The following is a 25,071-nucleotide window of genomic DNA, read 5'->3' as shown; positions in this document are numbered from 1 at the left end:
ATGGCTTTAGTCGCTCTATCAGGTGCGCTTATCGCAGCAGATGCCAAGGCTTATGTTCCCACCTCTAACAACAGCGTAATAGTAATCGACACAGTAACCAACGCAATTGTGGCCACGATCGACGTCGGTGATAGTTGCGAGATTGCTGCGGTCACTCCAGATCAGAGCAAGGTCTATGTGGCCTTGGATGGCGGATCTGTAGCTGTCATCGACACGGCAACAGATACACTCATCACAACAGTCGCTGTGGGAGGTCTGCCTCTTGATCTTGCGATTAATGCAAGTGGAACGGAAGTCTATGTGCCTAATTTCAGCACTGGCGATGTAAGTGTTATTTCGACAGCTACTAACGCAGTAATTGCAACAGTAACGGTAGGTGCTGCTCCAGGTTTCGTGGTCATTACTCCAAACGGCACGGCCTACATTCTTAATAACAACAGCGTGAGCGTTATATCTCCAACGACACATGCCGTTATCGCAACGGTTGCGGTGAGTACAAGTCCCATTTCTATAGCAGCTTCTCCCGATGGATCTCATGTCTATGTTGGGAATGGTGCCGGTTTTAATAATGTCAGCGTTATCTCTACAGCAAGTAACAGTGTGGTAGCAACAGTTGATGTAGGTCAGGCGCCAGAATATATTGCGCTTACTCCTGTGACTGGAGCATTCGCTTATGTAGAGAATTCGCTCGGTAATAGCGTGAGTGTGATCGACACTGCGATAAATAGCGTGGTCGCAACCATCGATTTGGGTGCTGGTACTGGACCTGTTTTTGCTATCTTCCATGGAACGGATCTGTATGTGTCAGATAGAAGCACAAATCAAGTGAGTGTGATCTCGACGACAAGCAATACGGTCACAGCCACAATTGGTGTAGGCGCTGGTCCGCAGGGGTCGGCAATTACTCCCGATGGAAGCGAAGTTTACGTTACAAACCTCTCCAATCCCAGTCCGAGTGTAAGTGTGATCTCAACAGCAAGTAATGCGGTCATTGCAACAATTCCTTTTGCAACGGGAAGTTTTCCTTTCAATGTTGTGATAGCTGGCGGCTCCTCTCCCTCTCCTGCTCCTTCCTCTCCTACATCTGCGAGCGCAAAAGCCGAACATGATATTTTTCTTTCAGAGGCCGACTACTTCATTGTGCTCAAATGGAGCGCAAGCCCTTCAACAGATGTCACACACTATCTCATCTTCAGAGATGGCAAGCAGATCGGCTCTGTTTCCAGCAGCGCACCCCTCACATTTGAGGATCACAATCGCAAAAAAGGCAAGACCTACACCTACGGCATCGTAGCTGTAAATAGCTCAGGATTCGAGAGTGATCCTGTAACTGTGACGATCAAAGCCCACTAGAAAAAAGAAAAAGATCTTACACAGAGATCACAGAGACACAGAGGGGGAGGAGAAGAAAATTGCCGCGAAGCGGCAGAGCATCCATCTTTTCTGCGGAGAGCAGAAAAGATGATCTTCTCCTCTTTCTCTGTGATCTCTGTGTAATTCCCCGTGATTCCTTTTTAGGGGGTGAGAGCGAGTGCGGGGCAGACGAGCTCTTCCACAGCGGCGAGCAGCGGCTTTAAGCCCTGTGCCTCGAGAGAGGAGATCTCAAAGATGGTTTTAGGATTGCCGTTGAACTGCTCACGGAAGCGAGCGATCTGCTCTTCTGCGCCTTCCATGTCGATCTTATTCAGAGCAACGAGGGAGGGCTTCTCTAGAAGCTTTGGATCGTAAGAGCGGAGCTCTTCACGTAATATCTCATAGTCGCGAACTGGATCTCTTCCTTCAAAACCGGAGACGTCTATCACAAAGAGCAGGACGCTCGTGCGCTCGATGTGTTTCAAGAAGGAGAGGCCGAGGCCGCGGTCTTCATGTGCGTCTTCGATAATGCCAGGAATATCAGCGACGAGGATGCGCGAGTAGTTGCTAAGTTCGATGTAGCTGAGGTTTGGAAAGAGGGTAGTAAAAGGATAAGCACCGATCTTTACGCGGAGCTTAGTGATCTTTGACATTAAGGTTGACTTACCCGCGTTGGGGAAGCCGACTAGGCCAACGTCTGCGATGAGCTTAAGCTCGAGCTCGATCTCTCTGCTCTCTCCTTCAGTCCCTTCTGTGCAGATATTTGGAGCTTGGTGAGTGGGGGAGCGGAATGAGGCGTTACCCCTTCCTCCTCTTCCTCCTCTGCAGGCGATCCACTCCTGCTTATCTTCTGTGAAATCAAAGAGGACTTCTTTAGTGCGAGCGTCTTTGACGAGAGTTCCACAAGGGACATTAAGAACAAGGCTCTTCCCGTTGTGACCCTGCTTGTGAGCTCCTCCGCCCGCGCCTCCATTCTCCGCTTTGATGATGCGGCGATTTCTGAAGCCTTCGAGAGAGGTTTCTTGATTGTAGGCGCGTAGAACAAGGGAAGCTCCCTTGCCGCCGTTGCCCCCAGAGGGGCCGCCTTTAGGGATATACTTCTCCCGTCTCCAGGCGACGACGCCATTGCCTCCCTTGCCGGCGGAAAGGGTAAGTGTGACTGAGTCGATGAACACGGGTTAACTTATATGTTATTAGGTTGTAGCAGGAACCACGGAAACAAAAGTCCGATTGCTCTTGCGGAATGCAACCAAGCCGTCTACGAGTGCATAGAGAGTATAGTCTCTACCTACACCGACGTTCTTGCTCGGGTGCCATTTTGTGCCATTTTGGCGAACGAGGATGCTTCCCGCTGTGACGAATTGGCCTGCTGTTGCCTTAATGCCAAGACGTTGTGCGTTAGAGTCGCGTCCGTTACGGGTAGAACCCTGACCTTTCTTATGTGCCATGAGAAGCCTCTGTTAACCTTCGATGTCTGTAATCTTTACGCGGGAGTAGCGCTGGCGGTGTCCCACCTTGCGTCTGATTCCTTTGCGACGTTTGTATTTGAACGCGATGACTTTAGGTCCGCGTACTTCCTGGATCAGCTCGCCGACAACACGTGATTTTGCAACGTGTGGAGCGCCGATTTTTACTGAAGAGCCGTCATTGAGTAGAATGACGTTCTTGAACTCTACTTTACCGCTAGAAGGAGGTGTAAGTAGCTCTACGTCAATGAGGTCGCCTTTCTCAACGCGGTACTGTTTTCCACCTGTTTCGATGATCGCGTACATTTAAATCTCCTCTCTAAGAATAGAAAAAGCATCATACTCTAGCCGCAGATTCCTAGTCAACTCTCTATTCTTAATGTGGGGTGCCGAAGCTCTTTCTCTTTGTGTATAATTAAGTTAATTATAATTTTTTTAAATTAACCTAAATTAATTGATTAATAATTAAACTATTTCATAATATAAAAATAAGGGAACGGATATTAATCATATCTAAACGAGGGGTGTTGTTATGAAGAGATTCTCTAAGCGAAAGTCTTCAAAAGTGACATTTAAGACTCACCGTAAGCACAAGAGCAAGAACATGAAGAAGGGCGAAGAGAATGCAATGAGCATCTTCTCCCATAGATATTATAGCTAACAGGAATAAACCCATTTAAGGAGAAATTGTATGAAAGCTAGCAGAAAAAGAAGAACAACAAGCAAAAAATCTAGACCAGCAAAAAGACGCGGTGCTTGGAGCAATTTCTGGCACAAATTAATGGGATAACTCACCTCTCTCTTTTTTTACGAAGAAGAGAGAATGAGTAGAAGCAGGCGGCGGTAAGTGAGATGGTGGCTCCCGGAGGCCAGTTCAGCAGATAGGAAGCTGTTGTTCCTGTTATGCTGAAGAGGCATCCGAAACCGATAGCAATGAGCATCATTAGGCCCATGCGATGGGTCATCTCACTTGCCATAGCCGCAGGTATGGCGAGCATTGCGATCACCAGAATGGCTCCAACGACTTGAATCAGAATCACGACCGAGATAGCGACAAGCGCTAGCAGAAGTAGGTAGATTGCGCGGATATTGATGCCCTGAAGTAGGGCCTGCTCCTCATCAAAACAGACAGCGACAAAACGACGATGGAAGATCGCAACGAGTGCGATCGTGATGAGGTCGAGTCCGAATAGAAGCTGTAGATCAGAACTGCTGACCCAGAGGATATTTCCGAAGAGGAAGTTCATCAGTTCTACATTATACCCTGGCGTCAGGGCGATAAAGATCACGCCGATGGCCATACCCGTAGACCAGAGAGTTGCGATGACGGTATCCTCTCTCTGTCTGTATTTTAGGTGGATCCAGCCGATCAAAAGAGCCGAGAGAAGCGCTGCGAAGAGTGCCCCATGGAGTGGAGTGAGCCACTCGATTCCCAAGACACGTCTTAGCCAGAGGCAGACGCCCATTCCCCCTAGGACAGAATGGGCGATGCTGCCGCTGATGAATACGATGCGCTTACTGACGACATAAGACCCGATAATTCCACTGGTAATCGATGCCGCGAGCCCTGCCAGCAGGGACATCAGCAGAAAGGGGTGTGTCTGAAAGATATCCAGAAAGGTCATGTTGGGCGCCGCAAGGGGTTCGAGGGGTTAAGGAGAGGTGAGTGGTAGAGCCCTACAGAGAAGTGTTCGCACACCTGCTTGGGTGTGTAGGCTGTCAGAGTGCGGTGGATGCAGATCATGCGATCCGCCTTTTCAATAATACCCTGCAGATCATGCGTAACCATCAGAATCGTCATCGATTTTTTTAAATCGAGCAGAAGAGAGTGAATGCGCCCTTCCGCTTCCGGGTCGACGCTCGCTGTTGGCTCATCCAAAATCAGCAGGTCTGGATCTGAGACAAGAGCGCGTGCTATCAGCGTGCGCTGCGCTTGACCTCCAGAAAGAGTTCCAAATGCCTGATGCTGCTTATCTAAAAGACCTACTTTATCAAGAGCTTGAAGAGCCTTCTCTTTCGACTCCTTCGGAAGGGCTCCCCAGGCTGTCTGTTTTGAGAGACACCCCATCAGTACGAGATCGAGAACTGAGAGGGGGAACTGTCTGTCGAACTGCGCTGCCTGAGGTACGTAGCTTATCGAGCCTCTCGCTCTCTTTGGGCTAGTTCCAAAAATGCGAATCTCTCCCGCATCTGGTTCTAAAAACCCCATCACTAACTTTAAAAAGGTGGTTTTTCCCCCGCCATTCGGGCCGAAAATAGCTACGAATTCGCCATTGAGCACAGAGAGGTTGACCCCAGACAAGATGGGCCTCTTCTCATAGCTAAAGCTAAGATCTTCAATTTCAATGGCGTTGTGAGACATTCTGCTCGGTATCTGCTTCTGCGAGGATTCTTGCGAGTTTGTGCAAATTTTCAAAATAGTCCCGAGCATACGGATCGATCTGAAAAATAGGCAATCGAAGTTTTTTTGCAACCAGCTCGGCGGCCTTTGTGGAGTATTGGCCTTGAGTGATCACGCAACGAGCCTGAAGGGAGCCCGCCTCTTTCAATGTAGTTGCAATTTTCTGCGGAAGCGCCTCTTTCCCTTCGTCCTCAATCGCTAGCTGCACTAGGTTGTAGTCCTGACAGAAGTATCCAAAAGCTGGATGGGAGACGAGAAGCGCTCTACCTTTTAATGGAGAGAGTAGAGTCGCCATCTCTTGATCTAGATGCTCGAGTTTTTCTAGGAAGATGGTGAGGTTTTTTTTGAAAAAAGCGCTCTCTTCAGGAAGGAGCTCGGAGAGAGCCTTCTCGATACGAGCGGCTTGAATCTTTGCTAGCTTCGCGCTTAGCCAGACGTGTCTGTCTTGCGCCTCCTCGCCTCCATGCTGATGGTGGCCATGTTCACAATGTGCGTGCTCATCTGCTTTCAAGTGCAGGAGGGGGAGTTCTTCCCACATCTGCAGAGTGAGAGGAGAGGAGCTCTGTTTTTCCAAAATTTTTAAAATTTTCTCTTCAAAAGGATCTCCGATGCGCACCCAGAGCTTCGCTTCGTAGGCAGTTTTAACCTGCTTAGGATTGGGCTCATAGGTGTGTGGATCAGCGCTATAAGGCACGAGTAGTTCGATTGCAACGCGCTCTTTTGCGATCTGCTCGATAAAGTAGGCGTAGGGAGCGATACTGACGAGTACGATCGGTTTTGAGGAGGCAGCGGGTTTCTGGCTAGTCTGGCAAGCCGTGAGCCCGAAAAGCAGAAGGATAGAAAAAATTTTAAGCAAGAAGGTCCGCATGGGAGACATTTTAAGTTAGTTTGAGGTTTTTGCAAAGCACGCAAATAATCTTGTAGTTAAACAAAATCTGGAGTAGTTTTTATGGGTTTTTTATGGAGGAGTGTCCGAGTGGCCGATGGAGCACGCTTGGAAAGCGTGTAAACGTGAAAACGTTTCGTGGGTTCGAATCCCACCTCCTCCGTTTTGTCAGCTGTTGGGTAATAAATTGTTCACAAAAAAGCGCGCGATCGCTTAAAGCATCAGAATATGCGCTGTCCTTTTTGCAGTCATGATGAATCTAAAGTAACCGATTCTCGCAACGCGGCGGAAACCAACGCGGTGCGCAGAAGACGCGAGTGTTTGAAGTGTCTCCGTCGATTTACGACTTTTGAAACGATCGATTTGACGATCCAAGTTCATAAGCGCGATGGAAGATATGAGGACTTTCAGCAAGATAAGCTCATCAAAGGGCTTGATGCTGCATGTCGACACACGCGAATCAGTCACGAGCAGGTTCGGGCGATCTCCTACAAGATCACTGCAGATCTGATGGAGCGGCAGATAAAGGAGATAAGTACTCCTGAGCTCGGTGAAATTGCGATGAAGCACTTGCAAGCACTAGATGCAATTGCTTATATACGTTTCGCCTGTGTCTATCGCCGTTTCAAAGATGTTAACGAACTGGTGGATGCACTCCAGAATGTTGAAACAAAAGATGGCAAAGATGATGTGCTACACGAACAAATGGAGATAAGACATGCCCTTGAAAAAGAGTGAGATCGATAAGTTTAAGCAGCGCCTGCTCGAATTGCGCGCTCAATTGCAACAGCTCGTTCGCGGAGCGACAGAAGAAGTTAAATCCGATGATAAGTCTAAGGGCTATTCGCAGCACCAGGCCGATGAGGGCACAGACGACTTTGTCCGCACAATCAGCTTAGAAGTGACGAATAAAGAGTATACGATTTTGCGCCAGATTGAACGCGCTCTGGAGAAGATCGATGAGAACACATACGGAGTCTGCGACATTACTGGCGAAGAGATTCCCGTGAAACGCCTTGAAGCAGTTCCCTATGCAACGATGACAGTGAAAGCGCAGGATAAGTTTGAGAAGGGCCTGCTCTAGATGAATCGTTCCCTTCTGCTTTTTCTTGCATCGCTGCTGATTCTGGCGTCCGACTTTTTTCTAAAGTCCTACGCGCACCACTTTCTTCCCATGATGGGATGGGGCTCCGAGCTCTATCCTTATGGGGGAGTCGCAGTGTTCGAGAACTGGGCTGGTATCGATTTTTCGATCAACCACGTGCTCAATAAAGGAGCCGCGTGGGGAATGCTCTCGAATTTCCATCAATACCTTTTCTATGCGCGCCTTCTAATTGTAGGAGGCATGATCGTCTACTTCTTTCTGTTCGCTGTTTCAAAGCAGCGCCTTCCGCTTGTTCTAATTATTTCGGGAGCCCTGGGGAATATTCTCGACCACCTTATCTATGGATATGTGATCGATATGTTCCACTTTCGATTCTGGGGCCACTCCTTTCCTGTTTTCAATATCGCAGATAGCGCAATCTTCTGCGGAATCGCCTGGCTCATGATCCACTCACTCATTAAACCGCAATCTGTAGACGCTTCAGAGAATGTCTAGAGAGTGTTAACAAGCTCTAAGAGCTTTTTTGATCGCCGCGTTTCTCTCATCAGGTGCCTTAGCGCTTAAAATGGCACACATGTCTGCTTCAGGGCTGACAAGTGAATCACTAAAAGTCATCAGATCCATCGCTCCATATCCTCCAATTGCGCTCACGAACTCTCTGGGCTCTCTTCTCTTTCCGTAGAAGAGGGTAGAGAGGTGAAACAGGGTAACCCCAGGCGTTTCCACTGCTGCCTTAAGCGTCTGTAGCATGGCCTGCTGCATCTGGATGGCGTCTGGATGTATCTTGTGTTTTGTCAAGAGTGCGAGGGTGCGCTCTTGGGAGAGGCTTCGGATGTACAGTCTCTCTTTTTCAGAGAAGGGAGCTTCGCCGCAGAGATCCCCTCGCGGAGGACCGCCAGCAAGCCTTTCTGGCAGGCTGTATCCATGGTCGATAGAGATGCACCTACGCGCTCCCAAAGATCTATCTGTAATCAGGATGTTGTGAGAGAAGGCATCGAGATTCAGAATCATCAGGTTAAAAATTCTGATAATGCGTAAATCGTCTTGAAGAGACTCATCCTTCATGTGAAATCTATCTCTTTCTAGAGGAGCTGTAGATGCTTCATAATGCTGCACGGAGCCGACTCCCAATCCAAATTGAGTAAAGTCGACATAGAAAGTGGGGGGCACGCAAGCGACATGGCCCTCGTCCATCAAGAAGGCTAGCTGTTCTCTCTTGGCTCCTTCACTACTAGGAACTCCGAAACTCTCAAGCAGAGATCTCGATTTGAAAACGTACTCTCCCTGGCAAGAATTTGAGCATCTTAGAAGACGCGCCTGATTGGATCCTCGTCCCATTGAGGTGAGTGGAACACGATTTTCTAACCCCAGTATAGTGAAGTATAGCTTGTTGATCTGGGTTCCAAGATCGAATGCACTATTTAAATTAGCGGAGATTCTCCTCTTGCCAAAGACACTCCTGGTAGAGCTGCTTGAGTTTTGCAGGTTTCACAGGCTCTACTCCGCATAAAATATCAGCGGCTTTCTCAAAAAAGGCACTAGATCGAATAAGAGGGTAGACTTCTTTGCAGACCCTTCTAAGCGAAAAGGCGTCTGTTGCGTCTAAAAAGAGGTAGGTGTTTCTCACACATCCGTGTGGAAGTTTCTCGAAACTATTAACCGTCGACATGATGCGCTCCTATTTTTTCTTGATAAATTGTTTTAATTCGTCACTGGTTGTCTTCAGAGCATTCGAACCCCGAGTGATCTGTGAGATACTGACTCCGAGGGTTTTAGCCATCTCTCGCTGACTAATTTTCTCCTCAAGAAGTGCTTGGATGATCTGGTAGCGCGAAGAGAGGATCTCCTTCTCTTCAATCGTCAAAAAGAGATCCAAAATTTTCTCAAGCTCTTCTGAAGATGAGGCTCTAGTGCACAGTTTTAAGAACGATTGATAGCTCTTCTTATCAGATGGATTTTTCATCTATTAGCTCCGTTTAGGAGTGTAATTGTATACCGTTACACAATTACAGATCAATCATTTTATAAGATGCTAATTATTAGATGGTTAAAAAAGCTCAGCCACGGAGACTTGAAATAAAGGGGGTAATGACCTTACCTTGATCGAATGAACTCCTATCCACTACCGATTCAAGTTAGCTCCCCGGAAAAGCAGGGGGTGATGCGCGTTTCCAAGGCGCTAAAGCATCAGGTGCTCCTGGATGAGACAGAGATGCGAGATCTCTTTTCTGCCCTCTCTCCCTTTGAAATCTTTCGGGTGAGCGATCCTGTCGTAGCGGAGCAGATGCTAATTGAACACGAGGGTTTTTTGGAGAGATATGCAGAGTACATCCGCTCCCTGAAGGAGGGGGCTCTTCCAGACGAGACCTCACTTCGCCCCTACTTCTCTTCCGCATTTACAGTTTCGCGAGAAGCGCTCTATGCGATGCCGGTGGGGAAAGAGCGCTATCTGATTAAAACGATAAAGCCTGTGATTCAGCTCCAGCTTCACCGCTTCTTTGTCTCGGCAATTGACGGGAGATTTCACTCGATGGTTCTTGGAAAGGATAGCATCACATGGGGCATCCAATTCTCTTATCCCCAGATCTATCAAGATCCGCAAACTCACGCCTACGCAAAGGTGGTCGATTCTACCGAATTTCCAAACACAGCCCTCTTTCATAAACTTGTGAAGTGGTTAAGAGCAAATACCCTTCCAACACCCTTTGTTTTTCAAGGGAAACGAACAAATGCGCCGATCCGCATGGGAAGGGCCTGCCTTCCGTGGATTAGTCAGCATCCAGGCCTTAATGCCCACGACATACAAATCGCGAGGATCTAATGAGCATTCAAGAATACATGATCAAAACCAAGAAGACGCTCGCGCTTGCGGAGTCGTGCACGGGAGGCAGAATGGCAGCTGAGCTCACAAGAGAGCCGGGCGCCTCTCTCTATTTTCTCGGATCGCTGGTGGTCTATTCGAATGAGCTTAAGAGCTCTCTACTTCAAGTTCCGAGCAAGTTGATTGAAGAGAAGGGAGCAGTGAGTGAAGAGGTGGTAGAGGCGATGCTTTCTGGGCTCTTTCGCATAACCCGCGCCGACTATGGAATTGCCGTTACGGGAATCGCAGGGCCTACAGGCGCAAGCGCAGGGAAGCCCGTGGGAACGGTCTATGCGGCGTTTGGTGAGCGGGGGAAGGCTCCTCGTCTTCACTCTCTTTTTATCAAAGGTGAAAGAGAGGAGATGATGAGTCAAACAGCGACGCACCTTCTAGAGCTCTTTTACGCTTTTTTAAAGAATCCCATCTGAGTTAGCGCCCAAGCAACTCCCTTGACATTCACATCGATTCGATCATCGCAGTAGAAGGTAGCGCGCTGAATAGTAGTCGGAAGATTCTCGTCAAAATAGGCTGAGACTAGAATCCTGAATTTTCCCTCATTGATCTTCCCAGAAGCGTGATAGATGACGGCGGGAGGAGAGAGCTCTTGTGAAAAAGAGAGTAGATGCTCGAGTAAGTGGTGCATCAGAAGAGTTCTGGAATCGTTTGCTAGAGAGTTGAAACAGTCGATCAAGGCGACAATGACCTTCTGAGGAGAGGGCGCATCGATCGCTTTGCGTGCGATCTCCATGAGAGCGCTCTTCTCTTTTACTCGATCTACCTTCTTTACCGTTAATAGCTCCATCAATTTGCACAGCAGCACCATCCACTTATGGACGACCAGCTGGCATCCAAATGCCTCCTCATACTCGCAGGTGGCTTTTGCATACATGAATAAGAAGTCCGCTTCGGCAAAAGAGAGATAAGGGCGAGAGAAAAGAAACTCCTTCCACTGTTTAAGCACGTCGGCGCTGCTAAGAGCTACGATCTCTCTGCTTTGATAAGAAGATAGAATTAAACGGGAAGAGCTTCTTGTGGAATAAGAGCTCACATTTCTAGATTGGGGATCGAATTCTGAAGCGATGCCCAGAATCTTGCGAGCATCTTGAAATGCGGTTGTATTATCTCGAGATAGAAATGCCCAGTCGATACTTAAATTTCTAGTTGCACTTACCGCTCCTTGCCAGTCTCGGAAAAATCTATCTCTTGAGGCTCCTTGAGGAAAAAAGAAGTTATTCATAAGAAAAAAATCTTGAACAAACTTGGTGAGCGACAGCTCCCTAACAATCTCCAATCCGCCTTTGCAACTTCTTGCAAGTAAGGCGTTATCATGTGGATTTAAAAAAGTAGTTATATGCAATCGCAGGCGATAAGCTATCCTGTCTAGATTTCCCATAGCAGGGAAAGCGACCTGCTGTGCTTCTTCTGCAATGCGGAGTCTTTTGCTTCCAACTTCACTTGTCATGAACCTATCTCAATATTTCAAACTGATGATTTTTGAAGGATTTTTTCTCAGATTTTAGAGTCACTTCGCAGGACATACTTGAATAAGTAGGCCAAGAAGTGACTCTAAAATGTGGGGAAAAAGACTCGAAAAGCGCATTTTGGAAATAGTGAGATAGGTTCATAATGACCTTTTTATTAATTAATGCCGCATAGTATTATGTCTTTCGACATTTAATAAAAACTGCAAAGATTCTAAAATGAAATACGCATTGCTGGATAGTGGAAATCAGAGGAAGTTAGAGCGCTTTGGAAAGCATCTGCTTGTGCGACCCTGCGCCCAAGCTCTTTGGGAGCCCGAGCTGCCGGAGAAAGAGTGGGCGGCTGCCGATGCGACATTCACCCGAGAGGTGGAGAACCGCTGGGTTTCAAAAAAACCGCTTCCCGAATCGTGGGTGACAGAGCTAGGTGGGCTGAAATTTAAGACAGCCCCGACAGATTTTGGCCATCTCGGACTCTTTCCTGAACATAGCCTCTTCTGGCCCTGGATGGATGAGCAGATCAAAAGCCGACCAGCAGGCGTCCGCGTACTCAACCTCTTCGCCTACTCCGGCGGCGCGACGCTCGCAGCTGCGCGTGCAGGAGCTGCTGTCTGCCACCTCGACGCCTCGCAGGGAATGGTCAGCTGGGCAAGAGAGAATGCCGCACTCAATCAGCTCTCTGGAGCTCCGATACGCTGGATCGTCGATGATGTGTTAAAATTTCTTCAACGCGAAGAGAAGAGAAATTCGCGATATGAGGGAATCATTCTAGATCCTCCAAGCTTTGGAAGAGGGAAACAGGGCGAGGTGTTTAAGATTGAGCGCGATCTTCTGCTAATCTTAGATAAGTGCCGCGCAGTTTTAAGCGACAAACCCCTCTTTGTCATCTTTACGACACACACACCTGGGATGACTCCAATCGTGATGAAGCAGCTCATGGAGCAGTTCATGAAAAATGGAGTGATTGAGGCAGGTGAGATGGTTCTCCCTTCCGAAAGTAAAAAAACAGTCCCTTCTGGGAGCTACGCGAGGTGGAGTTGTGGAAAATAGGGATACCATTCGCAGCGCGCAGAACCCCAAGATAAAGCAGGCTTGCAGACTCAAAGAGCGCGGCGAACGCGATGAGACGGGCCTCTTTCTGATCGAAGGTTTTCGCGAGGTGCAGCGCGCTGCGGCGGGCAATGTCGAGCTTGTAGCACTCTTTGTCTGTTACGAATTTTTTCTCGGTGTAAACGAGCCCGCACTCATCGAGCAGATCCATGCAAAGGGGTGCGAGATCTTCGTTTGCGCGCCATACATTTTTGAGAAGCTCTCCTACCGCGACCGCCCAGACGGACTCGTCGCAGTTGCGCGTCAGATGAGACACGGAATTCCAGATCTTGCTAAAGAGGTCAGCAGAAGCAAAAATCCATTCTTGCTTGTTGCAGAGGCGATTGAAAAGCCTGGCAATCTAGGCAGCATGCTCAGATCTGCAGACGCAGTTGCTGTAGATGGCGTGATCGTCTGCGACAGGTGCACAGATATCTACAACCCCAACGTCGTCCGCGCAAGCGTCGGAACGCTCTTCACTCAGCCAGTAATCGAGGCGAAAGGGCACGAGACCCTTCTCTGGCTAAAAGAGCAGAAGATCAAGATCGTCTCGGCAACGCCTCATGCAGAGAAGGAGTTTACTCAGGTCGATCTCTCTGGTCCTGTGGCGATCGTTGTCGGTACAGAGCAGCTGGGCCTTACCGAAGGCTGGATGAACGCGTGCGATCTACAGGTGCGCATGCCCATGCTTGGAGTTGCAGACTCATTGAATGTGGCGACCGCCGCAACGCTCCTCCTTTACGAAGTTCTCAGGCAGAGAAGAAGATGAACCCAGCCGTCCTCTTTTTTGACAACCACCTCTTTGTCGCCTTCAAGCCCGCAGGTCTTGCCACGCAGCCAGCTTCTGGAGATGGCGGGAGGAATTTGGAGGAGTGGGCAAAAATGTGGTTAAAGGCGGAGATGAAGAAGGAGGGAAACGTCTTTCTCGCTGCTATCCACCGACTGGATAAGCCTGTAAGTGGACTCGTACTCTTTGCGCGCTCGAGCAAGGCTCTATCTAGGCTTAATGAGATGATGAGAGAGCGCACGATTCAGAAGAGGTACCTCGCTCACGTCGAAGGAAGAGTTCCCGCCCAAGAGGGAAGGCTCGAGCACTACCTCATTCACGATGATTTCCGCGCACGCGTCGCTTCAAAAGAGAACGCAGAAGCTAAGAAGGCGATCCTAACCTATAAACAGGTTGCTCCTCAAATTGTGGAGATAGATCTAGAAACGGGCCGCTACCACCAGATACGCGCTCAATTCGCAGCCATCGGCTGTCCCATCATCGGCGATCGAAAGTATGGAAGCCAGAAGCCCTTCGGCCCTCCCAACACTCAAGCAATCGCCCTCCAGCACATCCTCCTCGAACTCACCCATCCCGTCACCAAAGCCCCCCTCTCCTTCTCCCTCCCCCCCCACCTCGCGCTTTCAGTTTTTTGTTAGTTTTATGAAGTGATAATAGCAGGAGAGACATGTCGGGTAGGCCAAGGGAAAGCTGCGCTTTCTCTAGGGGCCTCCCTGCGACCCTCTTGCGCTGCATCTCGCTTTGCCAAATCGCGTCCTCGGAGAAGGGGCGTACCTCTGTACGACCCCCCAACGCGCTCGCCGCGCTCTCCTGCGGGTGCAATTTTGCTGTGCGATATGCATCGAAGGGCTGCTCGAGGCGCTCATTCCCCGCCGGACTAACGTCTCGGGTGCGGGGCCCCTTTCGCGTCCAGTCGCAGTTGTAGATAAAGAGAAGGGAGAGAAGATCGGGCGCGGGCACGCACACGGGCACGTTCACGAAAGAGAGAAAGAGAGGGGTCGCGGAAGAGCGTGTCCGATTCTCCTCTCCCGTCTTTCTTTCGTGAACGTGTGCGTGCCCGTGCCGGTGCCCGATCCCCTTCTTTTGCATGCAGCGCAAGAGGGTCGCAGGGAGGCCCCGAGAGAAAGCGAAGCTTTCCCCTGGCCTACCCGACATATCTCTCCTGGTAAACGTACACCGAATAAAAAAACAATCTGTCTAGAGGATTAGTAACTCGGCGATCTGGATGCTGTTGAGGGCGGCGCCTTTGAGGAGCTGGTCGCCGACGACCCAGAGGTTGAGGGTGTTGGGCTGGGTTGAGTCTTCGCGGATGCGTCCGCAAAGGATCGCATCTTGCCCGGAGGCGTCGATCGGCATTGGAAAGCGATTTCTGCCCTTCTCTTCTAAGATCGAGACGCCAGGGCTCTTTTCTAAAATTTTATACGCCTCTTCACTGGTAAGACGACTCGTGAACTCCACATTTAGAGAGATCGAGTGTGCTCTCAGCACGGGGACTCGCACGCAGGTCGCACTCACCTGAATGGAGGGGGATCCCAAGATCTTCTTCGTCTCCCGAACCATCTTCACCTCCTCATCGACGTGTCCACCTTCGCAGAGAGGGGAGTTGTGTGTGAAAAGGTTGAACGCATAGGGGAAGGGCATCGCTGTTCTCTCGAAAGGTCTCCCCTCGAGATGCGCGCGCGTCTCTTCGCGGAGCTCCTCCATCGCAACTGCTCCTGCTCCGCTCGCTGCCTGATAGGTGGAGGCGACAATTCGTTTAATCGCGACTCTCTGGTGAAGGGGAGCGAGCGCCATCAGCATGATCGCTGTAGTGCAGTTGGGGCATGAGACGATCCCCTCGTGAGATTGAAAGGCGCGGCTATTAATTTCAGGGATGATGAGAGGCACTTTAGGATCTTCGCGGAAGGCGGAGCTATTGTCGACCATCAGCGCACCAGCCTTTTTGACCTCTGCTGCCCACTCGAGCGAGATCCTCTTGCCAGCGCTAAAAAGCGCGATATCGATTCCCGCAAAGCAGCCCGGCTTTAACTCTTCAACTGCGACCATTTCTCCGCGGAAAGGGATAAGAACTCCTCTCGAGCGAGGAGAGGCGAAGAGCCTAAGTGAGCGTACCGGAAACCCTCTCTTCTCAAGGACCTGCACCATCTCGCGGCCCACTGCGCCTGTTGCGCCGACAATTGCAATTCGCATCTTTTTGTTCTCTGGTCAAAAAACCTTCTCATCGGTAATCATAGGGACTTCTCCTCCAGGATTGCAAGATGAAAGACCAGATTTTACAAGCAGTTGAAGATGGCGTGCGCGCCATCGAATTTCTGAAACAGCCCAGCAGCCTCGCCTTTATGGAGAGCGCTGCCGAGATGATCAGCGACTGTTTTAGGAAGGGGAAGAAGATTCTCATCGCAGGAAACGGCGGAAGCCTCTGCGATGCGATGCACTTTGCCGAAGAGCTCACCGGTGTCTTCAGACATAAGCGCCCAGCCCTTCCCGCAATCGCCCTCTCTTGCCCCGGCCACATCAGCTGCGTCGCCAACGATCTCGGCTACGAAGATGTCTTCTCCCGTTCGATCGAGGCCCTCGGCCAAGAGGGAGATGTCTTCATCGCACTCACCACAAGCGGCAACTCCGCCAACCTGGTCACAGCAGTTCCCTTCGCACGAGCTCGCGGCCTTAAAACGATCTCCTTTCTCGGAAAGAGCGGCGGTAAACTCAGAGGTCAGAGCGACCTCGAGCTTCAAGTCAGCGGCTTCACCTACAGCGATCGCATCCAAGAGGCGCACATGACCGCCATCCACATCATCATAGAGATGGTCGAAAAGCATCTCTTTGCTTACGCGGGCGCAGAGTCTCAGTAATTTCTTGAATTTAAGTAAAAACTTGTCTTAACATCTCTCCTCATTTCCAATTGGAGGAGCCAAAATGTCAGGATGCTGTAGTTCCGTTTCATGTAAGACGTCTTGTTCATTGCCATCCTGTCCACCAGGATGCAAATCTTCTTGCTGTGCAGAAGTCGCTTCTTGCTGCTCTTTTGGATTCGCAGAAAATCCAGCCGCTCGCTGGGATGATCTAGAGGTTAGTCTACTTGGCAAAAACGTTGAAGAAGCCGCAGGCGCTGTTGATGCTATCGCAAGTCGGGTCGGAAAAAATTTAGAGACAGATCCAGAACTTGTGGACCTTGCTGTCAGTATTCGTCTTTGCGAGACTCAGCTTAAAGAGATTCAGAGAGCTAAAGAGACTGCACAGAAAAGATTGGATGAGCAACACAATAGAAAACTTACCTGCTGCTCTTCTTACTCCTACCTATCGGTTGAAAAGGCACTCTATTACGTAGTGAGCCCTGTGCTGTATCTGGCAGCAGGAGCTGGCGCCGGACTTGGCCTCTATCAGGCTCAAGAGGGCGACAAGGGGATTGCATTTACTGCAGCAGCATTCGGTCTAATCACCTTAGAAAAAGCTTCTGGTGTTGGCAAAGAGAAGATACAAACTGCGATCTATCGACATAATCACAACATCATGAGATTAAGGCTAATTATTCATCTCGCAACTAGTGAGATTGGTAGTGCCGAGGGACTCATAAAAATATTCAAAGCTATGCCCACTCAACTGAAAGGAACCGGAAGCGAATTGGATAGTAGAGTAAGACGAGTAATGTCCGGTTTTCCTGAAAAGTACCGCAAGAGCTTTAAAGCGGAGAGACTTGTTAATTTTGCTAACAGGCATCAGACACTTCCTGCAAGTTTTAGGCATACTTCACAATCATCTAAAACCGATCTGAGCGCGGTAAGACAAGCACTGATAAAGGAGGGGCTGGTTCTACCTGCTCCTTCGCAAGGCGTCGCACCACCGTCTCAGGCCGAGCTTCATAGTGTCCAAGAGAGCCAGCAGTCAGTCGCAGAGCCTGAAGCAGCGGGAGCGAGATTCGAACTGGCTGTTGAAAATGCTGGAGCTGATGAGGGAGCGCTGCCCTTTAAAATGCATGTTCAGGAAGAAGAAAAGATGGGCGAGTCGGCAGGAGCCGCAGCAGCTCGAACAGATGAGCAGGGCGATAAAAAACACGTAGCTCAATCCGAAACTCAACCTGAACCAACAGAAGAAGACCACGCTTTTGAGCTGGAACTCTACGATGAACCTGTAGCTACCGCTGCAGTTGCTCCAGAATCTCCAACAGCCTCAGGTCAAAGTGGTCAGGCTGCACCTCTCATGGCAGCGGCTCCACCTGCTGCAGAACCGGAGCCAGCAGTCCGCGTCCACTCACCCGCCGTGCAGCTGAGCAGCGCCGTTTCTAGAAGTGTTGATGAGAAACACGCTGATCCTGAGCCTGCAGTTCGAGTCCAAGTGGCGGCAAAACCGGCAGAAGCTTCGGCAGAGGCCAGCGGCGCCTGCGTGGTTATGTAGGCCTAGCTGTTCAAAAAAGGGGAAATGGGGGATCATGGGTCCCCTCATGAAAGAGCAGATTGAAAAATATATTTTAGATGTGATCGAAGAGCGGAGGCCCGCTCCTTTAACAAGAGGGGTCCTCTCTATCCTCAGCACTTTTTTTCAGACAGCTGTGCGTGCGCGCAACTGGGGATACGACAAGAGAATTTTTAAAAGGGTCAGGGCCAGCCTTCCTGTGGTCAGCATCGGCAACATTGCAGCAGGCGGAACCGGGAAGACTCCCCTGATTCACCTCCTTGCCAAAGAGCTGGGAGCCGAGAAGAGGGTGGCTATTCTCACTAGGGGATACCGCGGCGATCTTAAAGGAAATTCTTTAAATATCAGCGCCCTTGAACCGGCCGAAGCAAAGAGGTATGGCGATGAGCCCTTCTGGCTATCGCACAAACTTCCAGAGGCCTCTGTCTGGGTTGGCAAGGATCGTGTGAGATCCGCCGAGCTTGCAGCGCAAAAAAACGCAACGCTTCTCCTTCTCGATGATGGAATGCAGTATCGAGCCCTTGAGCGAGATTTCGAGATCGTCATTCTAGATGGAAAAGATCTCTTTGCAAAAGGGGCCTTCCTCCCAAAAGGGCTTCTACGCGACGATCCCAAAAGATTGAAGCAGGCCGATCTCATCGTCATCAATCACGTCTACGATACGATCCATTATGGCAGGTGTTTAAGGCAGCTCGCCCCCTACACCTCTGCGCCAGTTGCGGCGATGCGCTACAGCTTTAAAGAGACGGAGTTTTTAAAGGGAAAGAAGGTAGGAGCTTTTTGTGCTCTTGGCCGTCCAGAGCGCTTCCTCGAGCTGCTTCGCCTGGCAGGCTGCACCATCATCGACGATCTGATCGCTTTAGACCATAGACCATTTGACGAAAGACAGCTTAAAGCCTTTGCAGAGCGCTGCAAACAGAGAGGAGCCGATCTTCTTGTCTGCACAGAAAAAGATGCGGTGAAGCTCCCGCGAGCTCTCGAACTCTCGCTTCCCATCAAGAGTCTTGAGGTGGAGATCCAGTGGACCGCAGGTCAGGCAGATTGGCAAGAATGTATAAAAAAAATAGTGAGAGAAGCCCATGAGTGAAGAATATAAAATTGCTCTACCAAAACTTGGCGAGAGCATCGTCAGTGCGACAATTGTGCAGTGGTTTAAGAAGGTGGGCGACACCGTCCAGCTGGATGAACCCCTCCTTGAAGTTTCAACCGACAAGGTTAACAGCGAGATCCCCTCACCCGTAGCCGGTATCCTCACTGAGATTCTCGCGCAGCCCGATCAGGAGCTCTCCGTAGGAGAGGCTCTTGCAATTGTAGTTAAAAGCGGAAGCAGCTCTGCTCAGAAGAGCGTTGAGATGCCCGCTCAAAAACGCGTTGAAGAGAGTTCTACCTCCACAGAGATGCAGGGCTTCTTCTCTCCAGCGCTTCTGCGCCTTGCTGCCGAGAAGGGGATTTCTCTAGATGTGCTCCAGAAGCTTCCAGGCACCGGAGAGGGGGGAAGAATCACTAAACGCGACCTAGAAAGTTACGCAGAGAAGAAGAGCTGCCCAGCAGCTGCTGCAGCGAAACAGGCGTGCGCTCCAACTCCTCCATCCGGAGAAGTTGAACATTTAAAGATGAGCGGCATGAGGAAGGCTATTGCCGACAATATGGTGCGCTCATTCTATGAAGCGCCTCATGCGACCCTTGTGACGCAAGTTGATGTAACCGATGTCTTGAAACTCATTCAGAAAGAGAAAGAGAGCTTCCAGGCTAAACATGGCGCCAAGCTCACACTCACTGCTTTTGTCGCACGAGCGATTGCGAAGGCGCTCCAAGAGTATCCTCTCATCAACTCCTCTCTTGAAAAAGATACGATTGTCGTGAAGCACTTTGTGAACTTAGGAATTGCCGTAAGTATAGACCAGGGGCTCATGGTGCCCGTGATTAAACAGAGTCAGAAGATGGAGATCCCTGAACTTGCAAAAGCAATTGGCGACCTCTCTGCCGCAGCTCGTTCTGGCAAGCTCGCTCCCGATTCAGGTGCAGGGGGAACGATCACCCTTACCAACTTTGGCATGACCGGCGTTCAGATCGGAATTCCGATCATCCGCTATCCAGAGGTTGCAATTGTGGGAATCGGCGCCGCTTGCAAGCAGGTCGTCCCTCTTGAAGATGACCTTCTCGCGGTGCGCTCGTTGATGTACGTCTCGCTCACGTTCGACCATCGCGTCCTCGATGGCATCTACGGCTGCGGCTTCTTAAGCGCCCTCAAAAAGCAGATCGAGACCAACCTCTCCCTCTGAAGAGAAAACAGGAGATCGGGCACGGGCACGCACACGGGCTCGTTCACGAAGGATAGGAAAGGACTCTCTCTCTCTCCCTCTTTCGTGCTCGATCTTATTCTTCTCTTTCGTGAACGTGTGCGTGCCCGTGCCGGTGCCCGATCTTAATTCTTCTTGTGCACTTCTCATCCTTGGGCGGAAGAGAAGCCTGGGGTGCCGTCGAAGGTGTAGAGGTACTCGGTCTTGATGATGTCATGGCCGAGGAAGTGGAGCTTTTTTAGAAGCTCTACGATCTCGTCCGAGCCCACCTTATGGTTTTTCATTTTATGCATAAACCGGCAGCGGTACTGTTCGATGCAGAAGGTCTCGGGCTGTCCTTCTGGCCAGATGCGCGCTCCTCGATTGCTAATCATATTGAGCAGCAGTGGAGAGACATCGACTGGCACCAGCTTTTTATAAAAGGTCTGAGCTGGATCGTTAGAATAGATAAAGACATCCACGCCCACCAGCTCCCTTTTTGACTCCTCGCTCTTAGAGACGTGAAGCGTTGTCACTTTCGGGCTCATCTCGTAGGCCACAGGTTTCAGCTTCTCTGGCTTTTTCCCCAGATTGCGCGCCACAGCCTGAGCGAACTCTTTAGTTCCCACTTTTAGCTTGCTCGTCTTCTCTTTAAAGATGTCGTAGGTGTGAACTCCCTCTTCTATCGTCTTTAGCCAAGCGTTATGTATGCGCGCTGCAACGTGTGGCTGTCCAATGTGTTGAAGCATGAGCACAGATCCCAGCAGGAGGCCTGAGGGGTTAGCCACATTCTGCCCAGCCCGGCGTGGAGCCGAACCGTGAATCGCTTCAAACATCGCGCCGAAATCGCCGATATTTGCCGAGCCCGCAAGACCTACAGATCCAGAAATTTGGGCTGCAACATCCGAAAGAATATCTCCGTAGAGATTTGGAAGAACGATCACATCAAAGGCTTCAGGAGTATCGGCCATTTTGGCCGCGCCGATATCTACAATCCAGTGCTCGTTCACGATATCTGGGTACTCCGCTGCAATCTCATCGAAAACTTTGTGAAAGAGACCATCGGAAAACTTCATAATATTATCTTTAGTGAAGCAGGTCACCTTCTTGCGATTGTAGCGCCTAGCATACTCGAAAGCGTAGCGCACGATCTTTTCAGAACCTGCTCTTGAAATTAACTTGATAGAGCAGGAGACATTTGGAGTCTGTCGATACTCAATGCCAGCGTAGAGGTCCTCCTCGTTTTCGCGGATGATCACCAGATCCATGTTGGGGTGTTTTGTCTGAACGTAAGGGGAGTAGGAGACGCAGGGGCGGACATTTGCAAAAAGCCCCAAGCTCGTTCTGATCGTCACATTGAGACTTTTAAAGCCCCCGCCCTGAGGGGTTGTGATAGGCGCCTTTAGAAAGGCCTTAGTCCTGCGAATCGTCTCCCAAGTTGCCGGTTCGATTCCCGTAGGGGAGCCCTTTAAATAGACCTTTTCTCCGATCTCCACCTCATGGATTTCGATAGCGGCCCCAGCTTCTTCTAGAATATGTAGGGTCGCCTCCATGATCTCTGGGCCGATTCCATCTCCACGGGCAACTGCGATAGGGACTTTTGCTTCTGTCATAAAATTTTTTTGTGAATTGTGATATTCCTTCTTCTATGCGATTTTTTTGAAGACTTCAAGCAAATTTGGAAAAGGACTATAGTCTACAGATTATGATAAAAGAACTTTTTAACGAGCAGCGCCGCTACCTAAACACCTTTTTCGATCAGATCGATGCAGAACAGGCTCAAGCCTTTTTGGATGCGTGTCTTCAATGCAGAGGCCTGATCGTATTTACAGGAGTAGGCAAGAGCGGCATCATCGCCGAGAAGATTGCAACCACACTCGTCTCAACAGGCACAAAGGCGCTGCACCTGCCTCCTACTAATTTTCTCCATGGCGACCTCGGGATGATGACATCTGATGATATGCTCATCCTCATCAGCAAGAGCGGAGAGACAGAAGAGCTTCTAACGCTCCTGCCCTTTGCAAGACGACGCGGAGTTAAACTCCTCTCTATTGTATCGAATCCGCATAGCCGACTTGCCAGAGAATCCGATCTAAGCATCTCTCTGCCCGTCGAAAAAGAGCTCTGTCCATTTGACTTGGCTCCCACCACCTCGACTGAAGTCCAACTTATTTTTGGCGACGCCCTCGCCATCGCAATGATGAAGGCCAAAGAGTTCTCATTGAATGAGTACGCCCTCAACCATCCCTCGGGCAATATCGGCAAAAAGGCCACCCTTTCAGTGAATGATATCATGATTAAAGAGGGGAAGGTCCCGTTGTGTGGCCCCGATGATCGTCTGGTCGATACCCTCGTTGAGCTGTCTAATAAACAGTGCGGCTGTCTCCTTGTTGTCGATGAGAAAAAGAAGCTGCTCGGAATTTTTACTGACGGAGATTTAAGACGGGCCTTGCAAAGTCAGGGGGCAAATGTGTTAGAAAGGAAAATGCAGAGCCTGATGACAGCAGCCGCGATCCGCGTCCCTCAGAACATCCTCGCATGGGATGCTGTGAAGATCATGCAGAAAGATCCAAAGAAGTGGGTCATGGTCGTTCCAGTCGTCGATGATGAGAGAGTTGTAGGGATCATACGTATGCATGATGTCGTTCAGGCCGGACTTGCATAACTTTTGAGCACGACGACCAAATGGATTTAAAGACAGCAAAGCTTCTATTCATTTTTTCCACTATTTTTATCGCTTCATTTACCCGCAGAAGCGTGCCAAAAGACCTCATATTTCTAATCGGCGGCGCCTTCACTCTACTCTTGGGAATTACACCTGCAAAAGAGTTCATGTACACACTCACAAGCGGTGCGCAGCTCACAGCAGTCTTTCTTTTTGCTCTAGCCTACACTCTCAAAGAACCTCTCTTCGATCGAACTATTCGAATTAGGAGAGTTAAAGATCTTCCTCCACTGCTTCACGACTCTTTTTGGAGTTACGCTTTAAGCGGAGTTCTTTTCGCTGCAGCACTGCAACAGACCCTTCTGCCCGCACAAGTTGGAAACATTCTCTCCTGGATGATCGGAACCAGCCCATTTCTTCTCGTCGCATTTCTGCTTGGGGCGATCTATCTCGTTGCGCTTATTCTTCCTCCCGTCTTTGTGCTTTTAACCTCTTTTCCTTTTGCAGTCGCAGCACTTCAGCGAGCGATGCCAAGAGCTGATGTGACGATTGCTGCAGTGGCAATTTCACTTCTTGCTGTCATTTTTTCTTCACTGAATGTAAGAAGTCGTGAGAGAGTTAAAGTGAAAGTGCGCGCTCCTCTGCTGATAGCTGTAGTGCTTGTGTGCGCCTTTCTTATTCCTCAATTTTGGTTGGTTTTTAAATAGGAGCTGAATTATGGATCTCATGGGTATTCCGCTAGGCTTTCTCGTCGGTGTTTTCATTGTCGGCTACCTCCTGATGATCTTCGAGTTCTACGTCAAAGTTAATAAGACTGCAGTTTCCCTCTTCCTCGCAGTAGCCTGCTGGATGATCTACTTCACATGGGCAAATGGTCCCCCGAATGAGATGCTGGGCGAGCTCACTATTCACGTCTCCAAAGCGTCACAGATCATCTTCTTCCTTCTCGGTGCAATGACCCTTGTCGAGCTCGTCGACTCTCATAAAGGTTTTAAGATCATTACAGACTCGATCTACTCCCCATCAAAGCGAAAGATGCTCTGGACCGTGGCAATTTTCTCCTTTTTTCTCTCCTCTATCCTGGATAACTTGACCACCACGATTTTGATGATCTCCTTGCTCCGCAAGATGATTCCGCGTCTCGAAGAGAGAATCGTTCCCGCCTGTATCATCGTCATCGCAGCAAACGCAGGGGGCGCGTGGACGCCGATCGGGGATATCACCACCACGATGCTCTGGATCGACGGCCAGCTCTCGAGCATTGCAGTCATTAAAGCGCTCTTCTTGCCGAGCATCATCTCTCTGCTGGTTCCGCTTGCTATTTTCTCTTTTACAGAGAAGGGAAAGTTCACAAAAATTGTTGAAGAGTCGCACAAGTCTCACGAAGAGCCCTATGGACGCCTAATTTTTTATCTAGGAGTTTGCGGGCTTATCTTCGTTCCGATTTTCAAAGCTTGGACGGGCCTACCTCCATTCATGGGCATGCTCATCTCTCTTGCGGTCCTCTGGCTAGTAACAGATATTTTACACCACAATCACCATGAGAAGCGCCACCACCTCCGCGTTCCCTTTATCCTCACGAAGATCGACACTTCTAGCGTCCTCTTTTTCTTGGGGATCCTGCTCTCGATGAACGCCTTAGAGACCGCTGGACTGCTGGATAGGCTTGCCCATTACCTCAGCGGAGTCATTCAGAGCCAAGCTACGCTTGCCACTCTTATCGGTATCATCTCTGCTTTTATCGATAACGTACCCCTCGTTGCCGCAACGATGGGGATGTACCCTCTTTCTGAATTCCCCATGGACTCCTCTCTATGGCACATGATCGCATATGCCGCAGGTACAGGGGGAAGTCTTCTCATCATCGGCTCCGCCTCAGGGATAGCCCTGATGGGAATGGAGAAGATCCACTTCTTCACATACGCCAAAAAAGCCACTATTCCGGTCCTGGTTGGGTACCTTGCCGGCATGGGCTGCTATCTTCTCTTTTCCTGATTTCCATAGAGGAAAAAGAGATTTTTTTTCTTTTTTTTCAAAAAGCGTTGCACAAAAAGAAGACCATTTTGTATGGTGTTGGCTTCCTTGAATGACTTATCGTCTTCAAAGAAACAATGTGGTCTGTTAGAGCCGCATAAGATGTTTTGACAGTAGAGTAGAAGTGACGTGCAAGCAAAAGAAGCTTGTGCAAAATAGAGCAGTTTTAACTGCTCTAAGCCTGTCAAAGAATAAGAGTTTTTTTACAGATTAAATTTTTTTTGAGAATTTGATCTTGGTTCAGATTGAATGCTG

Annotated in this window: 28 protein-coding genes and 1 tRNA gene; 17 read left to right on the top strand and 12 right to left on the bottom strand. The window is 49.7% G+C overall.

The annotated features are described in order from the left end of the window. Window positions 1–1,353, top strand: a complete 1,353-nt coding sequence (locus HYX48_02070) for a YncE family protein (GenBank protein MBI2742686.1) — start codon at window positions 1–3, stop codon at window positions 1,351–1,353. Window positions 1,354–1,514: 161 nt separating this feature from the next. Here the strand turns inward: HYX48_02070 and obgE are convergent, their stop codons facing one another. The 6 genes from obgE to HYX48_02040 all read right to left on the bottom strand — a co-directional run bounded on the left by obgE (window position 1,515) and on the right by HYX48_02040 (window position 6,076). Beyond that, entirely contained in the window at window positions 1,515–2,528 is a 1,014-nt protein-coding gene (gene obgE / locus HYX48_02065) for a GTPase ObgE (GenBank protein MBI2742685.1), read from the bottom strand. 18 nt (window positions 2,529–2,546) lie between these two features. Continuing rightward, a complete protein-coding gene (gene rpmA / locus HYX48_02060) occupies window positions 2,547–2,801 on the bottom strand; it encodes a 50S ribosomal protein L27 (protein MBI2742684.1) in 255 nt (84 codons plus the stop codon). A 12-nt stretch (window positions 2,802–2,813) separates the two neighbouring features. Then, window positions 2,814–3,125 carry a 50S ribosomal protein L21 gene (rplU, locus tag HYX48_02055; protein MBI2742683.1) on the bottom strand — a complete coding sequence of 104 codons (312 nt, stop codon included), beginning with the start codon at window positions 3,123–3,125 and terminating at the stop codon, window positions 2,814–2,816. A 485-nt stretch (window positions 3,126–3,610) separates the two neighbouring features. Beyond that, window positions 3,611–4,444 carry a metal ABC transporter permease gene (locus tag HYX48_02050; GenBank protein MBI2742682.1) on the bottom strand — a complete coding sequence of 278 codons (834 nt, stop codon included), beginning with the start codon at window positions 4,442–4,444 and terminating at the stop codon, window positions 3,611–3,613. Then, window positions 4,441–5,181 (bottom strand): ABC transporter ATP-binding protein, encoded by a 741-nt coding sequence (locus HYX48_02045; protein MBI2742681.1) that lies wholly within the window; start codon window positions 5,179–5,181, stop codon window positions 4,441–4,443. The genes HYX48_02050 and HYX48_02045 overlap by 4 nt, the downstream gene beginning before the upstream one ends. Then, window positions 5,162–6,076: a zinc ABC transporter substrate-binding protein gene (locus HYX48_02040; protein ID MBI2742680.1), complete on the bottom strand. Its 915-nt coding sequence runs from the start codon at window positions 6,074–6,076 to the stop codon at window positions 5,162–5,164. The genes HYX48_02045 and HYX48_02040 overlap by 20 nt, the downstream gene beginning before the upstream one ends. Window positions 6,077–6,182: 106 nt before the next feature. Between HYX48_02040 and HYX48_02035 the strand changes: the two genes are divergently transcribed. The 4 genes from HYX48_02035 (at window position 6,183) to lspA (ending at window position 7,706) form a co-directional block, all read left to right on the top strand. Then, window positions 6,183–6,269 (top strand) — tRNA-Ser (locus tag HYX48_02035). Between the two features lie 65 nt (window positions 6,270–6,334). Continuing rightward, window positions 6,335–6,844, top strand: a complete 510-nt coding sequence (gene nrdR / locus HYX48_02030; GenBank protein MBI2742679.1) for a transcriptional repressor NrdR — start codon at window positions 6,335–6,337, stop codon at window positions 6,842–6,844. Then, window positions 6,825–7,190, top strand: coding sequence for a TraR/DksA family transcriptional regulator (locus HYX48_02025; protein ID MBI2742678.1), 366 nt, complete (start codon window positions 6,825–6,827; stop codon window positions 7,188–7,190). The genes nrdR and HYX48_02025 overlap by 20 nt, the downstream gene beginning before the upstream one ends. Further along, window positions 7,191–7,706, top strand: a complete 516-nt coding sequence (gene lspA / locus HYX48_02020) for a signal peptidase II (protein ID MBI2742677.1) — start codon at window positions 7,191–7,193, stop codon at window positions 7,704–7,706. A 6-nt stretch (window positions 7,707–7,712) separates the two neighbouring features. Here the strand turns inward: lspA and HYX48_02015 are convergent, their stop codons facing one another. The 3 genes from HYX48_02015 to trpR form a co-directional block, all read right to left on the bottom strand. Further along, a complete protein-coding gene (locus tag HYX48_02015) occupies window positions 7,713–8,549 on the bottom strand; it encodes a hypothetical protein (protein MBI2742676.1) in 837 nt (278 codons plus the stop codon). 88 nt (window positions 8,550–8,637) lie between these two features. Continuing rightward, window positions 8,638–8,880, bottom strand: a complete 243-nt coding sequence (locus tag HYX48_02010) for an F-box protein (protein MBI2742675.1) — start codon at window positions 8,878–8,880, stop codon at window positions 8,638–8,640. A 9-nt stretch (window positions 8,881–8,889) separates the two neighbouring features. Continuing rightward, complete coding sequence (trpR, locus tag HYX48_02005; protein ID MBI2742674.1) at window positions 8,890–9,174, bottom strand: trp operon repressor; 285 nt, start codon at window positions 9,172–9,174, stop codon at window positions 8,890–8,892. A 144-nt stretch (window positions 9,175–9,318) separates the two neighbouring features. Here trpR and HYX48_02000 point away from each other — a divergent pair, with 144 nt between their 5' ends. Next, window positions 9,319–10,032, top strand: coding sequence for a hypothetical protein (locus HYX48_02000; GenBank protein MBI2742673.1), 714 nt, complete (start codon window positions 9,319–9,321; stop codon window positions 10,030–10,032). Continuing rightward, window positions 10,032–10,499 carry a CinA family protein gene (locus HYX48_01995; protein MBI2742672.1) on the top strand — a complete coding sequence of 156 codons (468 nt, stop codon included), beginning with the start codon at window positions 10,032–10,034 and terminating at the stop codon, window positions 10,497–10,499. The genes HYX48_02000 and HYX48_01995 overlap by 1 nt, the downstream gene beginning before the upstream one ends. Here the strand turns inward: HYX48_01995 and HYX48_01990 are convergent. Further along, on the bottom strand, window positions 10,472–11,533 hold the full coding sequence (locus HYX48_01990) for a hypothetical protein (GenBank protein ID MBI2742671.1): 1,062 nt from the start codon (window positions 11,531–11,533) through the stop codon (window positions 10,472–10,474). The two genes, HYX48_01995 and HYX48_01990, sit on opposite strands and share 28 nt — an antisense overlap. Window positions 11,534–11,771: 238 nt before the next feature. Here HYX48_01990 and HYX48_01985 point away from each other — a divergent pair, with 238 nt between their 5' ends. From HYX48_01985 to HYX48_01975, 3 genes are read left to right on the top strand one after another with little or no spacing between them, the layout of a single operon-like run. Then, entirely contained in the window at window positions 11,772–12,602 is an 831-nt protein-coding gene (locus tag HYX48_01985) for a class I SAM-dependent methyltransferase (protein ID MBI2742670.1), read from the top strand. Beyond that, window positions 12,592–13,410: an RNA methyltransferase gene (locus tag HYX48_01980; GenBank protein MBI2742669.1), complete on the top strand. Its 819-nt coding sequence runs from the start codon at window positions 12,592–12,594 to the stop codon at window positions 13,408–13,410. Before HYX48_01985 ends, HYX48_01980 begins: the two co-directional genes overlap by 11 nt. Beyond that, window positions 13,407–14,066, top strand: coding sequence for an RNA pseudouridine synthase (locus tag HYX48_01975; GenBank protein MBI2742668.1), 660 nt, complete (start codon window positions 13,407–13,409; stop codon window positions 14,064–14,066). Before HYX48_01980 ends, HYX48_01975 begins: the two co-directional genes overlap by 4 nt. Window positions 14,067–14,625: 559 nt before the next feature. On the opposite strand, the gene HYX48_01970 is transcribed toward HYX48_01975, so the two are convergent. Then, a complete protein-coding gene (locus HYX48_01970; protein MBI2742667.1) occupies window positions 14,626–15,618 on the bottom strand; it encodes an aspartate-semialdehyde dehydrogenase in 993 nt (330 codons plus the stop codon). A gap of 68 nt (window positions 15,619–15,686) precedes the next feature. Here HYX48_01970 and HYX48_01965 point away from each other — a divergent pair, with 68 nt between their 5' ends. From HYX48_01965 to HYX48_01950, 4 genes are all read left to right on the top strand, one after another. After that, entirely contained in the window at window positions 15,687–16,280 is a 594-nt protein-coding gene (locus HYX48_01965) for an SIS domain-containing protein (GenBank protein ID MBI2742666.1), read from the top strand. A 109-nt stretch (window positions 16,281–16,389) separates the two neighbouring features. Then, window positions 16,390–17,820, top strand: coding sequence for a hypothetical protein (locus HYX48_01960; protein ID MBI2742665.1), 1,431 nt, complete (start codon window positions 16,390–16,392; stop codon window positions 17,818–17,820). 34 nt (window positions 17,821–17,854) lie between these two features. Beyond that, on the top strand, window positions 17,855–18,925 hold the full coding sequence (gene lpxK / locus HYX48_01955) for a tetraacyldisaccharide 4'-kinase (protein MBI2742664.1): 1,071 nt from the start codon (window positions 17,855–17,857) through the stop codon (window positions 18,923–18,925). Next, the gene (locus tag HYX48_01950; protein ID MBI2742663.1) at window positions 18,918–20,120 is read left to right on the top strand and encodes a 2-oxo acid dehydrogenase subunit E2; all 1,203 of its coding nucleotides are present in this window, start codon (window positions 18,918–18,920) and stop codon (window positions 20,118–20,120) included. The genes lpxK and HYX48_01950 overlap by 8 nt, the downstream gene beginning before the upstream one ends. 164 nt (window positions 20,121–20,284) lie before the next feature. Here HYX48_01950 and HYX48_01945 read toward each other — a convergent pair whose 3' ends face one another. After that, window positions 20,285–21,730 (bottom strand): NADP-dependent isocitrate dehydrogenase, encoded by a 1,446-nt coding sequence (locus tag HYX48_01945; GenBank protein ID MBI2742662.1) that lies wholly within the window; start codon window positions 21,728–21,730, stop codon window positions 20,285–20,287. Between the two features lie 92 nt (window positions 21,731–21,822). On the opposite strand from HYX48_01945, the gene HYX48_01940 reads away from it, so the two are divergent. The 3 genes from HYX48_01940 to nhaD are packed head-to-tail and all read left to right on the top strand — an operon-like array spanning window position 21,823 to window position 24,777. Beyond that, a complete protein-coding gene (locus tag HYX48_01940; GenBank protein ID MBI2742661.1) occupies window positions 21,823–22,782 on the top strand; it encodes a KpsF/GutQ family sugar-phosphate isomerase in 960 nt (319 codons plus the stop codon). Window positions 22,783–22,802: 20 nt separating this feature from the next. Next, a complete protein-coding gene (locus HYX48_01935) occupies window positions 22,803–23,489 on the top strand; it encodes a hypothetical protein (protein MBI2742660.1) in 687 nt (228 codons plus the stop codon). Window positions 23,490–23,508: 19 nt separating this feature from the next. After that, window positions 23,509–24,777 carry a sodium:proton antiporter NhaD gene (nhaD, locus tag HYX48_01930; GenBank protein ID MBI2742659.1) on the top strand — a complete coding sequence of 423 codons (1,269 nt, stop codon included), beginning with the start codon at window positions 23,509–23,511 and terminating at the stop codon, window positions 24,775–24,777. Window positions 24,778–25,071 lie beyond the last annotated feature (294 nt).

This window comes from Chlamydiales bacterium, assembly GCA_016185065.1.
Taxonomy (GTDB): Bacteria; Chlamydiota; Chlamydiia; order Chlamydiales; family Rhabdochlamydiaceae.
Note: the sequence above shows the minus strand (reverse complement) of the source record. Positions and strands in the feature narration are given on the sequence as shown.